The sequence below is a fragment of the Porphyromonas vaginalis genome (assembly GCF_958301595.1).
In the GTDB taxonomy this organism is placed as follows: domain Bacteria; phylum Bacteroidota; class Bacteroidia; order Bacteroidales; family Porphyromonadaceae; genus Porphyromonas; species Porphyromonas vaginalis.
The window spans coordinates 456,600-468,902 of the sequence record NZ_CATQJU010000001.1; the positions used below are offsets into that span (position 1 = coordinate 456,600).

10 protein-coding genes and 3 tRNA genes are annotated in these 12,303 nt (G+C 50.5%); all 13 read left to right on the top strand.

Features of this window, described 5'->3' with window-relative positions; translation table 11 throughout:
• The first annotated feature begins 41 nt into the window (after positions 1-41).
• Positions 42-1,523, top strand: coding sequence for a sulfatase-like hydrolase/transferase (locus tag Q2J34_RS01740; RefSeq protein WP_300969143.1), 1,482 nt, complete (start codon positions 42-44; stop codon positions 1,521-1,523).
• On the top strand, positions 1,517-2,728 hold the full coding sequence (gene hpf, locus Q2J34_RS01745; protein ID WP_298886338.1) for a ribosome hibernation-promoting factor, HPF/YfiA family: 1,212 nt from the start codon (positions 1,517-1,519) through the stop codon (positions 2,726-2,728). The genes Q2J34_RS01740 and hpf overlap by 7 nt, the downstream gene beginning before the upstream one ends.
• Positions 2,729-2,981: 253 nt before the next feature.
• A tRNA-Tyr gene (locus Q2J34_RS01750) sits at positions 2,982-3,064 on the top strand.
• An 11-nt stretch (positions 3,065-3,075) separates the two neighbouring features.
• Positions 3,076-3,147 (top strand) — tRNA-Thr (locus Q2J34_RS01755).
• A gap of 99 nt (positions 3,148-3,246) precedes the next feature.
• Entirely contained in the window at positions 3,247-4,434 is a 1,188-nt protein-coding gene (gene tuf / locus Q2J34_RS01760; protein WP_300969144.1) for an elongation factor Tu, read from the top strand.
• A gap of 267 nt (positions 4,435-4,701) precedes the next feature.
• Positions 4,702-4,774: transfer RNA gene (locus tag Q2J34_RS01765), tRNA-Trp, on the top strand.
• Between the two features lie 19 nt (positions 4,775-4,793).
• Positions 4,794-4,994, top strand: coding sequence for a preprotein translocase subunit SecE (gene secE, locus Q2J34_RS01770; RefSeq protein WP_298886346.1), 201 nt, complete (start codon positions 4,794-4,796; stop codon positions 4,992-4,994).
• Positions 4,995-5,220: 226 nt separating this feature from the next.
• Positions 5,221-5,763 carry a transcription termination/antitermination protein NusG gene (gene nusG / locus Q2J34_RS01775; RefSeq protein ID WP_374041881.1) on the top strand — a complete coding sequence of 181 codons (543 nt, stop codon included), beginning with the start codon at positions 5,221-5,223 and terminating at the stop codon, positions 5,761-5,763.
• Positions 5,764-5,951: 188 nt separating this feature from the next.
• Positions 5,952-6,395, top strand: coding sequence for a 50S ribosomal protein L11 (gene rplK, locus Q2J34_RS01780; protein ID WP_293964014.1), 444 nt, complete (start codon positions 5,952-5,954; stop codon positions 6,393-6,395).
• A 15-nt stretch (positions 6,396-6,410) separates the two neighbouring features.
• A complete protein-coding gene (rplA, locus tag Q2J34_RS01785) occupies positions 6,411-7,115 on the top strand; it encodes a 50S ribosomal protein L1 (protein WP_298886349.1) in 705 nt (234 codons plus the stop codon).
• Between the two features lie 28 nt (positions 7,116-7,143).
• On the top strand, positions 7,144-7,674 hold the full coding sequence (rplJ, locus tag Q2J34_RS01790) for a 50S ribosomal protein L10 (protein WP_298886351.1): 531 nt from the start codon (positions 7,144-7,146) through the stop codon (positions 7,672-7,674).
• A gap of 50 nt (positions 7,675-7,724) precedes the next feature.
• Positions 7,725-8,099 carry a 50S ribosomal protein L7/L12 gene (gene rplL, locus Q2J34_RS01795; protein ID WP_293964019.1) on the top strand — a complete coding sequence of 125 codons (375 nt, stop codon included), beginning with the start codon at positions 7,725-7,727 and terminating at the stop codon, positions 8,097-8,099.
• A gap of 333 nt (positions 8,100-8,432) precedes the next feature.
• Positions 8,433-12,275, top strand: a complete 3,843-nt coding sequence (gene rpoB, locus Q2J34_RS01800) for a DNA-directed RNA polymerase subunit beta (RefSeq protein WP_298886353.1) — start codon at positions 8,433-8,435, stop codon at positions 12,273-12,275.
• Positions 12,276-12,303 lie beyond the last annotated feature (28 nt).

The following is a 12,303-nucleotide window of genomic DNA, read 5'->3' on the forward strand; positions in this document are numbered from 1 at the left end:
GCGGATACTTGTCTCTAGATAACTGGCGAATGCTATGTAATATGCTGGGCATAGCTCTCACAGGCTGGCTACTCACGGCATTCATACCATGGCGAGTGGCTAGAAGGATCTGGATAGGAGTCCTCTTAGGGGGACTCCTGGTGATGCACCTCACTGATTGGTTTCTAGTAGAGACCTACCAGATGCCGTTCAACGATGTAATTATAGAGCCCTTGATGGCGACTAATCCAGAGGAAGCACAAGGCTTCTTAACCTCTATGCATATAGACTGGCTGTCGTTACTTACAGAGTGTGCCCTACTGGTACTCGCTCTAACCCTCTCAATCGCTCTCCCCTATGCTATTAGAGAGCTGCACAAGTTAAGTAACCAGTCGAAACGCTTCCATTGTGGAGTGCAATGGGCAGTGGGTGCTATCCTACTAATTGTGAGCATCTCTCATGTCGCAAACATGATAAGCCACTACAACCATAATGATCCAATTTATGAGATACTCACCTCAACGGAGCGGATCTGTGTGGCGCAAGGCTTGGCACAGCGACAGATAGCTCAGAGTGGTCTGAACTACCATATCGCACGACCTAAGGCAGGATCAGTCTCCTCAAGTGCTCTGCAAAAGGAGCCACACAACGTAGTAATCGTATGGGTTGATGAACTTTACGCGCAATTGATGCATTGCTATGACCCTCAAGTAGATGAGAACACACCACTCTTAGATAAGTTGATAGACACAGGAGCCATTCTTCGTTCGGATAGTACTTATGCGGCTTCTGATAATCTTGGACTATCTAAGGCTTGGACTTTTAGCCTTTGCCCTAAGGGGTCTACAGAGAGTTGGGATAGACACCCCTCGATCTATGGTATACTACGAGAAGCTGGCTATGACTCCTACTGGGTGAGCAATTATCCTCGAGTGGGTATAGGGCTAGACGTAACCCCTCAGTTAGCCCTAGACTGCGATCGCTCCTACCACACCAATCTACGGACAGGGCTAGAGACCAAGACGGCGCGCCACACCTACGATGGAGATGTACTAAAGCACTTACACCGTGCAGAGGAGCGTCCACTCGTCTCCACAATACATCTAGTGGGGAGTGCCACCAACATTTGGTATAGAGTACCAGAGGATTTTACCCCTTTTAATCGAAACACCATTGACCCGCCCACGGAGCTAGATGGCGACAGTAGAGACAACCTAGCTCAGTACTACAACTTAGTCTCCTATGAAGACTATATCTTTAAGGAGATAATTGATTACTATGCCGAGACACCATCAGTTATTCTCTTTCTTTCTACGTCTGGAGCCTTTGGCGAGTGGCATCCATATCGATCAGATCAGATCCCTAAAGGGAGCATCGGACAAGTACTTTTCTTAGCCTACGTATCGCCTCTTATGGAGCGCGAGTATCCAAGAGTTAAGTCTTATCTAGAAGAGCTGTGCTCCAGACCGTTTAACCTTGGAGACTTTGCCCCACAGCTCTGTAAGCTCCTCGGAATCACGTATCAACCACAAACATCATGCTGACCGAAGCACTTCAGCAGACGCTGGAGGCCTTTATGGAGTACCTGCGACTGGAGCGAAACGCCTCGCCGCTCACGCTCACCACCTACCGCCCCGCCATCACCTCCTATATGGAGTGTGCCCTGGAGCTGGCCAGCGATGAGTGGCAGCCTGGTGATGCCGATCGAGATCTAGTACGCAACTGGATCATGCAGCAGATGGACAACGAGCTGACCAGCACGACAGTCAACAAGAATCTGAGCGCCGTCAAGTCCTTCTACAAGTATCTCCAGCTACGAGGCCTCATCGACGACAACCCGACCCGCTATCTGCGAGGGCCCAAGCGAGAGCACACACTCCCCTCCTTCCTCACACAGGCCCAGATAGAGGATGCACTAGAGACGATCTCGACCGATCCCGAGGACTTTCTCGCGGTACGCAATCGGCTCATCATAGAGACTATCTACCAGACAGGCCTGCGCCGTGCTGAGGTGGCTAGCCTAGAGACGCAGCAAGTCGACCTCGCCTCCATGTCTCTACGCGTGGTGGGTAAGGGGCGCAAGGAGCGTATCGTACCCTTTGGAGAGGCCCTAAAAGAGCAAATGAAGGCTTATCTCACATTAAAGGAGCAAAAAGTGGGTCAGTCTCGTTATTTTTTTGTTACTTTGAAGTGCAGACCGCTCTCAGGAGCTGACGTCTATCAAGTGGTACACAAAGCACTCGATGTTGTGCCAGGCTTGCCCCGCAGAGGAGCTCACACGCTGAGACACTCCTTTGCTACTGAGATGCTCAATGCTGGAGCTCCGATCACCTCCATCAAAGAGCTACTAGGGCATAGCAACCTAGATACGACCACTCGATACACGCACACCTCCTTCGAGCAGCTCAAACAATTGTATCACGCTCACCCTAGAGCACAAAATCAAGTATCACCTATGATTAACGTACACATCCAGTCTCTACAGTTTGATGCCAGTGAGGCACTCCAAGAGTTTGCAAAAAAGAAGATCGATCGCCTTGCACGCTTTGACGACACCATTAGCAAAGCTGAGGTCACGCTGCGACTAGACAAGTCAAACGCTACCCAAGGTAAGATAGCTGCCATCCGTCTAGCAGTACCAGGCTATGACCACTACGCTGAGAAGGGAGCAGCATCCTTTGAGGAGGCTATCGATGAGGCTATCGATGCGCTCAAGCGTCAGATAGATCGCGCTAAAGCAAATAAATAGTTTTGGTAAGTAGTAGATAGTGAGTAGCGGGTCTTCGCTAGCGACTAGAGTTGATCAGAGCTTAGAGGGAGAGACTCCCTATCCACTATCTACTACGCACTATCACACTCTTGGTACGCACTTTTTGAAAAGAAAGTTGCCCGAAAGTTTGGGGGTTTCCAAAATAGTTCGTACATTTGCACTCAGTTTGTGATGCCATTCATCTCTCTCAAGCGTGAGAAGTGCCTTGGCCACACAGATCGAAACAGCAATCGGGCAGTTACCAGAGTGGCCAAATGGGGCTGACTGTAACTCAGCTGGCGCAAGCCTACGGTGGTTCGAATCCATCACTGCCCACACAACAATATGCCTATGTAGCTCAGTGGTAGAGCACTTCCTTGGTAAGGAAGAGGTCCCGGGTTCAAATCCCGGCATCGGCTCTAGATATGGCAGCACCTAGCACACAGATCCAAGTGAGACTGTGGAGGGTGGTTAGCCTTTGTAACGAACAAGATTAAGACAAACATAAGAACAAGGTTATGGCTAAAGAACATTTTCAAAGGACGAAACCACACGTCAACATCGGTACCATCGGTCACGTAGACCACGGTAAGACTACGCTAACCGCAGCAATCACCAAGGTGCTAGCTGACGCAGGCTTCACAGAGGCTCGCTCATTTGACTCTATCGACAACGCACCCGAGGAGAAGGAGCGTGGTATCACCATCAACTCTTCACACGTTGAGTACGAGACTGCAAATCGTCACTACGCACACGTAGACTGCCCGGGCCACGCCGACTATGTCAAGAACATGGTTACTGGTGCTGCTCAGATGGACGGTGCTATCATCGTAGTTGCTGCTACTGATGGTCCTATGCCTCAGACTCGTGAGCACATCCTACTAGCACGTCAGGTCAACGTACCTCGTCTAGTTGTCTTTATGAACAAGTGTGACCTTGTTGATGACGAGGAGATGCTTGAGCTCGTAGAGATGGATATGCGTGAGCTACTCAGCTTCTATGAGTTCGATGGTGACAATACACCTGTAATCCGGGGGTCTGCTCTTGGAGCTCTCAATGGAGAGCCTACGTGGGTAGCGAAGGTTATGGAGCTTATGGAGGCTGTAGATACGTGGATTCCACTGCCTGAGCGCGACATCGACAAGCCCTTCCTAATGCCTGTAGAGGACGTATTCTCTATCACAGGTCGTGGTACCGTCGCTACTGGTCGTATCGAGACTGGTGTCGTTAAGGTCAACGACGAGGTTCAGATCATCGGTCTAGGTGCTGAGGGTAAGAAGAGCGTCGTAACTGGCGTGGAAATGTTCCGCAAGATCCTTGATGAGGGTGAGGCTGGTGATAACGTAGGTCTCCTACTCCGTGGTATCGACAAGGACGAGATCAAGCGCGGTATGGTCCTCGCACACCCAGGACAGGTTAAGCCTCACGATCACTTCAAGGCTGAGGTCTATATCCTGAAGAAGGAAGAGGGTGGTCGTCACACACCATTCCACAACAAGTACCGTCCTCAGTTCTACATCCGTACGCTAGACGTAACGGGCGAGATCACACTCCCAGAGGGTGTAGAGATGGTAATGCCTGGTGATAATGTCACCATCGACGTCAAGCTCATCTCTCCAGTAGCTTGTAGCGTAGGTCTACGCTTCGCTATCCGTGAGGGTGGTCGTACGGTCGGTGCTGGTCAGATCACTGCACTCGAGGACTAATAAACCTTTGCTGACTCAGCCTTTCGTTCCTACTTAAGGCTAGTCAGCAACCTAACTTCTCCCAACTCCCTCCCCCACTAAATATAGACTCGCTCCCCGCGGAGCAATGATCATAGTGGGAGGGGGAGTTATGAGGAGTTTTTCACCCCCACAGTCATCATCTCTAGCAGACCGGATCTCTCCTGACTGACAGGAGTCACACACGGCACAAAACTCGTCTTGCGCTATCTGAGTAGACGGGTCCACTACGAGACGATACTAAATCATACGGGTTTAGCTCAGTTGGTAGAGCACAGGTCTCCAAAACCTGGTGTCGGGAGTTCGAGCCTCTCAACCCGTGCAAACTATAAGATGCTCTTATGAACTTTTTCAAGCGTATAGGTACCTACACCAAAAACTGCTACAACGAGTTGGTACACAAAGTTAGCTGGCCCAGTCGTAGCGAACTGATCAATAGCACAGTGGTCGTCATGATTGCCTCGGTGATTATTGCCATCTTTGTCGCAGGCGTAGACTTTGTCTTCCAGCAGCTCATGCAGTTTGTCTACGGCCTTGTTTAGACAGCGCATCTAGTATAGAGCATTGATATTATTAAGCCTAGAGAGATAAGCAGAGTCTAGGAGCAAACGTGTGACACAAGCACGGCAGACTCTAGGCAGGGCTTGTGAAGCCCCTTTATCCATATCTCTTAGTAAAGGCTTTACCGAGTAGTCACAAACGGATCAACCGTATTCTATATCATCGAATCTAATCTAAACTAAAGACATGAGTCAAGATTCACAACCCATGAGATTTTACGTTCTTCGTGTCCTCAGCGGACAGGAAAAGAAAGTCTGTGAGTATATAGAAGCGGCTAAGTCCAATGGAACTTTAGGCTCGTACGTACGTCGTGTACTAGTCCCCACCGAGCAGGTGGTCTCTCAGCGCAATGGCAAGAAGGTCGTCAAAGAGCGCCCCTACATGCCTGGCTATGTGCTGGTGGAGGCTGCACTCGTTGGAGATACAGAGCACACACTATGCACGATACCTAATGTAATAGGTTTCTTGAACTCTCGTATGACTGATGGTCAGCTATCTCCAGAGCCCCTGCGTACTCAAGAAGTACAGGATCTCTTGGGACAAGCCGATCGCGATGCTGAGGGTGCTGGACGCTTTGACGTTGAGTATAGCGTTGGCGAGTCTGTACGGATCATTGATGGTCCATTCTCAGACTTCTCAGCAACAATCGATGAGGTCAAGAGTGATAAGAGAAAGCTCAAGGTGATGGTGAAGATCTTCGGAAGGAAGACTCCACTGGAGCTTGATTACACACAGGTCGAGAAGGAATAGAAGATTGTTACGGATCGAGCATACCGACTCATAGTTGCTCACATAGGTGTAGTGCTAACTCTCTCGGATAGCGTCGAGCAGTGGTCTAGCTTCCAACTTAAAGACCTCTACTCGCTCCACGAGGATACTACCCTAGATGCAGTGATGACCTCCGTGTGTATCTGTTTATAATATAATCGAATAACAACATGGCAAAAGAAGTTGCAGGGCAGCTTAAGCTGCAAATCAAAGGAGGGGCCGCTAACCCCTCGCCTCCTGTAGGCCCGGCACTTGGTGCTAAGGGTATCAACATCATGGAGTTTTGTAAGCAATTTAATGCCAGGACTCAGGATCGCGCTGGTAAGGTATTGCCAGTCGTGATAACCTACTATGCTGACAAGTCCTTTGACTTCATCGTCAAGACTCCTCCTGTAGCCGTACAGCTACTAGAGGCTAGTAAGGCTAAGGGCGGCTCAGCAGAACCCAACCGAATCAAAGTTGCTAAAGTCACTTGGGATCAAGTTAAGGCTATAGCAGAAGATAAGATGTCTGACCTCAACTGCTTTGCTGTCGAGTCGGCTATGAAAATGGTCGCTGGTACAGCTCGTAGTATGGGGATTAGTGTGACGGGTACGAAACCTGAGAATCTCTAATCGCAATCAACTGAAATGAGTAAACTAACAAAAAATCAGAAGATAGTAGCGAGTAAGGTCGAAGCAGGCAAGTCCTATTCACTAGATGAGGCTTCCAAGCTTCTGAAGGAGATAACCTTCACGAAGTTTGACGCTTCAGTAGACATAGACATTCGCCTGGGTGTCGATCCTCGCAAGGCTAACCAGATGGTGCGTGGCACTGTCTCACTGCCTCATGGTATCGGTAAGGAGGTACGTGTCCTAGCACTCTGTACTCCAGACAAGGAAGCAGAGGCGCAAGCGGCTGGAGCCGACTATGTCGGTCTCGATGAGTACATCAACAAGATCAAGTCTGGATGGACTGACATCGATGTGATCATCACCATGCCTAGCGTCATGGGCAAGATTGGAGCCTTGGGTCGTGTACTAGGACCACGTGGTCTGATGCCTAACCCCAAGAGCGGTACCGTAACAAACGATCTCGGTGCTGCTATCAAGGAGGTTAAGGCTGGTAAGATCGACTTCAAGGTAGACAAGGCAGGTATCATACATACCTCTGTGGGTAAGATCTCTTTTGACCCTAAGCAAATTAGAGAAAACGCTAAGGAGTTCATCGATACGGTGGTACGCCTGAAGCCTTCCTCTGCTAAGGGAACCTATATCAAGAGCATCTACCTCTCTACAACAATGAGTGCAGGGATCAAAGTAGATCCCAAGTCAGTCGTATCCGTAGTAGAATAACGTCTCACCATCTAAGAAACACAATTCTATGAAAAAGGAAACGAAGTCAACTGTCATCGAGCAGTTACACTCTTATATAGAGAGCTACCCCAACTTCTACTTGACCAACATCGAGGCACTCAATGCTGAGAAGACGAGCGAACTACGCCGTCTCTGCAACAAGAGTGGCGTCAAGCTGGTCGTAGTCAAGAACACGCTGATGCGTCGTGCCCTCAGCGAAATCGAATCTGTCGATTACGCAGAGCTCTATGAGTCTCTCAAGGGCAACACAGCAGTCATGTTTTCAGAGGTTGCTAATGCTCCTGCTAAAGCGATCAAGGCTTTCCGCTCCGACAATAAAGAACTCGGACGTCCCGACCTAAAGGCTGCGTACGTTCAGGAGGGCTTTTACATCGGAGCTGACCAACTCGAGACTCTTGTCAATATCAAGAGTCGCGAAGAGCTCATTGCTGACATCGTGGCTATGCTGGAGGGCCCAGTTCAGGGCGTACTCGGGCAGCTTGATTCAGCAGCTGGCACTATCCATGGGGTCTTAGATACCCTAGCCGAGAGGCAATAAACATCTAAGAAATCACTTCAATCAGAAACAAATATAACATCAATACAGACATGGCAGATATAAAGGCTATTGCAGAGACTCTTGTTAATCTCACAGTAAAGGAAGTAAGCGAGCTCAAGGAGCTACTCAAGGAGGAGTATGGTATCGAGCCTGCAGCTGCAGCAGTCGCTGTAGCTGGTCCTGCAGCTGGTGCTGCAGCAGAGGCTGAGGAGAAGTCCTCTTTCGACGTTGTACTTAAGAGCTTTGGCGCTGCTAAGCTTGCAGTCGTTAAGGCTGTTAAGGAGCACGCTGGTCTTGGCCTCAAGGAGGCTAAGGAGCTAGTCGACGCTGCACCTACGAACATCAAGGAGGGTGTCGACAAGGCTACAGCTGAGGCTCTCAAGGCTGCACTTGAGGAGGCTGGTGCTGAGGTTGAACTAAAGTAAACCCGCTTGACACCTGTCTGACACAGGTCATATTGGTTAAGGATTCCCCCCTCGATACGTATGGGGGGAGTTCTTAGCCTTTTCGCATCTTTTGCTCTCTGGAGGCACCACCCACAGATGAAGCTGTCACAGTACGAAGTGACGCTCTCTACACGTTGAGGCGGTGTCTTGGACTGTCAGATAGGATTAGATACAAGTCTCTAGAGCTAGACTCTTATAGCTCGATCTCTCGAGTAGTAGCTCGCTACACGCTAGTGAGTATCTGCTCCCCCGACTCTCTTCGTGAGAGCAGCTCCTCTCCCCTACATTTACCATTTCTCTCTGAAGCATACGATGGCATCCAAACCAACTAATACTAGAAAGAGCTTCGCATCTATTGCTCATCCAATGGAGTACCCTGACTTCTTGGAGGTGCAGCTCAAATCTTTTCAGGACTTCTTTCAGCTCAATACTCCTGCCGAGAGTAGAAAGAAAGAGGGATTATTTAAAGTCTTCTCTGAGAACTTCCCCATCGAAGACACTCGCAACAACTTCAAGCTTCTATTTGAAGACTACTTCGTCGATCCTCCCAAGTATTCGATAGAGGAGTGCTTGCGTCGTGGTCTGACCTATAGCGTCCCCCTAAGAGCCAAGCTCAAGCTCACCTGCGAAGACCCCGAGCACGAAGACTTTGAGTCCACCGTACAGGACGTCTTCCTAGGTTCGATCCCCTATATGACACCTGCGGGGACCTTTGTCATCAATGGTGCAGAGAGAGTAGTCGTATCTCAGCTACACCGCTCACCAGGCGTCTTCTTTGGATCTAGTCTACACAACAACGGGACGAGACTCTACTCGGCTCGTATCATTCCATTCAAGGGTTCGTGGATCGAGTTCGCTACTGATACGAACAACGAGCTATACGCTTACATCGATCGTAAGAAGAAGCTCCCCATCACGACCCTCCTACGTGCCATCGGCTATGAGACAGACAAAGACATCCTCGACCTCTTTGGCATCGCTGAGGAGATCCCTGTCACGCTAGAGTCGCTACAGGCTAACTATGGGCGACAGCTAGCTGCCTCCGTCATACTGAAGTATTACGATGAGGAGAGCGAGGAGGAGACAGGAGAGACTGAGACCTTCGCACGATACAATACGCTCGTAGAGCAAAATGCTATCCTAGACGAAGACAACGCTCAGGTCATCCTAGAGAATGGTATCGAGACCATCCTCCTACGTCGTGACTTAGCCACATCTAATCAGGAGTCTACAGACCAAGAGGTCATGGACTACTCGATCATCTTTAACACGCTCAAGCGTGACTCAGCCAACTCTGAGCAGGCTGCCTACAACTTCATCTACAACCTCCTACGCAACTCTACTCCACCCGATGATCAGAGTGCTAAGGAGATCTTCAACAACATCTTCTTCTCAGAGAAGCGCTATGACCTAGGCGATGTAGGACGCTACAAGATCAATAGCAAGCTAGGTCTAGACATAGATCCCAATGTCAAGATCCTCACCGCTGAGGATATCGTTGCGATCATACGTCACCTGATCAAGCTAGTCAATGGTAAGGCTCCCGTCGATGACATCGACCACCTCTCCAACCGTCGTGTTAGGACCGTAGGCGAGCAACTATACAACCAGTTTAGTATAGGTCTGAGTCGTATGGCTCGTACGGTCAAGGAGCGTATGAACGTACGTGACAGCGAGGTCTTTACTCCCGTCGATCTAGTCAACTCTAAGACGATCGCATCGGTTGTCAACAGCTTCTTTGGGACCAACGCGCTCTCACAGTTTATGGATCAGCAGAATCCACTCTCTGAGATCACGCACAAGCGTCGTCTGTCAGCACTAGGACCTGGCGGTCTGACACGAGATCGTGCAGGCTTTGAGGTGCGAGACGTACACTACACTCATTATGGTCGTCTCTGTCCTATCGAGACGCCTGAGGGTCCAAACATCGGACTCATCTCCTCGCTTTGTGTCTATGCAAAGATCAACGAACTAGGCTTCATCACGACGCCTTATCGTAATGTCAAGAAGGGTACGGTAAGCTTTGAAGACTCCGAGCTTGCCTACTTTACGGCTGAAGAAGAGGAGGACAAGACCGTAGCTCAGGGTAACGCTCCCCTAGACGACGACGGACACTTCATCCGCTCTCGTGTCAAGGCGCGTTATGGGGCTGACTTCCCCGTTGTGGAGCCTGATGAGGTAGACCTGATGGACGTCTCTCCGACGCAGATCGCTTCGATTGCTGCTTCGCTCATCCCATTCCTCGAGCACGACGATGCTAACCGTGCCCTCATGGGATCGAACATGATGCGTCAGGCCGTACCGCTACTGACACCCGAGGCTCCTATCGTAGGCACAGGCATCGAGCGCAGGCTAGTCTCAGACTCTCGTACTCAGATAGAGGCTGCGGGCGACGGCGTGGTCGTTTATGTCGATGCCACCAAGATCGTGGTCGACTATGACCGCACAGAGGAGGAGGAGCTTGTCAGCTTTGAGCCCTCAGAGGTTACCTACAAGCTACCTAAGTATCGCAAGACAAATCAATCTACCACGATAGACCTAAGCCCCGTCTGCCGCAAGGGAGACCGAGTCACCAAGGGGCAGATCCTCACCGAGGGCTTCTCCACACAAGATGGCGAACTAGCACTCGGACGCAATATCTTGGCCGCTTACATGCCTTGGAAGGGGTACAACTACGAGGATGCGATCGTACTCAACGAGCGTGTCGTCTCAGAGGATCTCTTCACCTCTATACATGTCGATGAGTACTCACTCGACGTACGTGAGACGAAGCGCGGCATGGAGGAGTTTACGGCAGACATTCCCAACGTAAGTGAAGAAGCAACCAAAGACCTCGATGCTAACGGTATCGTTCGTGTCGGTGCTCGCATCGTACCAGGAGACATCTTAGTGGGTAAGATTACGCCAAAGGGCGAGTCCGACCCCACTCCTGAGGAGAAGCTACTCTTAGCCATCTTTGGCGACAAGGCTGGTGATGTCAAGGACGCTTCGCTCAAGGCTTCGCCCTCACTCAAGGGTGTCGTCATCGACACGAAGCTCTACTCACGAGCCAATCGTAAGGGAGGTATAGCAGCGACCCGTAAGATCAACCAGCGCTACGAGGAGGAGCTCTCCAAGCTACAAACGGCACTCAAGGACGAGCTGGTCTCCAAGCTGCAGATCATCCTCAAGAAGCACAAGGTCACAGCAACAGACTTCGTCGACTACATCGGTGTCGTCAAGGTCAAGGCAGGGACGCGCATCACCAAGTCTCTGCTCCTCGAGCTAGACTACAATGACCTGCGCATGTCTGACTGGACCAAAGACGAGCATACTAATGAACTTGTCAAGCAGACGATCGCTAACTATATCAAGAAGGACAAGGTCACGATTTCAGAGGTCAATAGACGCAAGCTCGATGAGACCCTCGGCGATGAGTTGCCCTCAGGCATCATCCAGACCGCTAAGATCCTGATCGCTAAGAAGCGTAAGATACAGGTCGGCGACAAGATGGCTGGACGACATGGTAACAAGGGTATCGTATCCAAGATCGTACGTCGTGAGGATATGCCTTACCTGCCAGATGGTACTCCAGTAGACATCTGCCTGAACCCGCTGGGTGTGCCTTCACGTATGAACCTAGGACAGATCTTTGAGGCCGTTCTAGCGTGGGCTGGACAGAAGCTAGGCGTCAAGTTTGCAACTCCTATCTTCGATGGAGCTACACTCGATGACCTCAATGCTTGGACCGACAAAGCTGGTCTACCACGTGGCGGTCAGATGAAGCTCTATGATGGCGGTACAGGCGAGCCCTTTGACCAGGAGGCGACCGTAGGTGTCACCTACTTCCTCAAGCTGGGTCACATGGTCGATGACAAGATGCACGCCCGCTCGATCGGTCCGTACTCACTGATCACACAGCAACCTCTCGGTGGTAAGTCCAACTTCGGAGGTCAGCGCTTCGGAGAGATGGAGGTGTGGGCACTGGAGGCCTTCGGTGCGGCACACGTCCTTCAGGAGATCCTCACCATCAAGAGTGATGACGTCGTGGGTCGCTCTAAGGCTTACGAGGCGATCGTACGTGGCGACAACATGCCCACGCCTGGTCTCCCCGAGTCTCTCAACGTGCTACTCAATGAGCTCAAGGGTCTAGCCCTCAGCGTACATATTGAGTAATCCCTCCCCTATCCTTACACACTATATA

What these genes read in the sequence shown, in the direction of transcription:
- Q2J34_RS01740 (WP_300969143.1), top strand. Translation starts at nt 42, where the DNA reads ATGCTGGGCATAGCTCTCACAGGCTGGCTACTCACGGCATTCATACCA.
- hpf (WP_298886338.1), top strand. Translation starts at nt 1,517, where the DNA reads ATGCTGACCGAAGCACTTCAGCAGACGCTGGAGGCCTTTATGGAGTAC.
- tuf (WP_300969144.1), top strand. Translation starts at nt 3,247, where the DNA reads ATGGCTAAAGAACATTTTCAAAGGACGAAACCACACGTCAACATCGGT.
- secE (WP_298886346.1), top strand. Translation starts at nt 4,794, where the DNA reads ATGAACTTTTTCAAGCGTATAGGTACCTACACCAAAAACTGCTACAAC.
- nusG (WP_374041881.1), top strand. Translation starts at nt 5,221, where the DNA reads ATGAGATTTTACGTTCTTCGTGTCCTCAGCGGACAGGAAAAGAAAGTC.
- rplK (WP_293964014.1), top strand. Translation starts at nt 5,952, where the DNA reads ATGGCAAAAGAAGTTGCAGGGCAGCTTAAGCTGCAAATCAAAGGAGGG.
- rplA (WP_298886349.1), top strand. Translation starts at nt 6,411, where the DNA reads ATGAGTAAACTAACAAAAAATCAGAAGATAGTAGCGAGTAAGGTCGAA.
- rplJ (WP_298886351.1), top strand. Translation starts at nt 7,144, where the DNA reads ATGAAAAAGGAAACGAAGTCAACTGTCATCGAGCAGTTACACTCTTAT.
- rplL (WP_293964019.1), top strand. Translation starts at nt 7,725, where the DNA reads ATGGCAGATATAAAGGCTATTGCAGAGACTCTTGTTAATCTCACAGTA.
- rpoB (WP_298886353.1), top strand. Translation starts at nt 8,433, where the DNA reads ATGGCATCCAAACCAACTAATACTAGAAAGAGCTTCGCATCTATTGCT.